Source organism: Pseudomonas sp. 21615526 (genome assembly GCF_013386245.1).
Lineage (GTDB): Bacteria > Pseudomonadota > Gammaproteobacteria > Pseudomonadales > Pseudomonadaceae > Aquipseudomonas.
Genome location: NZ_JACAOM010000218.1, coordinates 1 through 365 on the forward strand (window position 1 = coordinate 1; position 365 = coordinate 365).

2 protein-coding genes and 1 pseudogene (1 of these 3 running past the window's edge) are annotated in these 365 nt (G+C 63.6%); 2 read left to right on the top strand and 1 reads right to left on the bottom strand.

Annotated features, from left to right (window positions below):
* A partial coding sequence (locus HX786_RS32140; RefSeq protein WP_256735351.1) for a hypothetical protein occupies window positions 1-82 on the top strand: 82 nt, incomplete at its 5' end.
* Window positions 83-108: 26 nt separating this feature from the next.
* Here the strand turns inward: HX786_RS32140 and HX786_RS32425 are convergent.
* Window positions 109-276 (bottom strand): hypothetical protein, encoded by a 168-nt coding sequence (locus tag HX786_RS32425; RefSeq protein ID WP_372847451.1) that lies wholly within the window; start codon window positions 274-276, stop codon window positions 109-111.
* Between HX786_RS32425 and HX786_RS31200 the strand changes: the two are divergent.
* Window positions 196-365, top strand: a pseudogene (locus HX786_RS31200) (sigma 54-interacting transcriptional regulator); its annotated part runs 378 nt beyond the window's last position; the annotation flags it as partial. The gene HX786_RS32425 and the pseudogene HX786_RS31200 overlap by 81 nt on opposite strands.

The window sequence follows — 365 nt, forward strand, 5'->3', positions numbered from 1 at the left end:
CGACCCGGTGGACTACAAGCTCCACGAACTGGGGGACTGGGCGTTGAACCAGTCCCTGCCGATTCCCACGTTCTACTCCTAGAAGAGGTGCCCATGCAGCTTTTAACCTTACCGCCCTCGCCCGCTCTTGCGACCTCGATCCGCGCCACGGCCCAGGTCTTCGAAGACCCCAAATCCCAGGCGCTGCTGGCGCACATCCAGCAAGTCGCGCCCAGCGAAGCCAGCGTGTTGATCATCGGCGAAACCGGCACCGGTAAAGAGCTGGTGGCGCGCCATATCCACAACCTCAGCGCCCGGCGCAACCGGCCCTTCGTGGCCGTGAACTGCGGCGCGTTTTCCGAATCCCTGGTGGAAGCCGAGCTGTT

Excerpts from the sequence above, each read along its gene's own strand:
- HX786_RS32425 (WP_372847451.1), bottom strand. The coding sequence starts at position 276 with ATGGCGCGCCACCAGCTCTTTACCGGTGCCGGTTTCGCCGATGATCAA.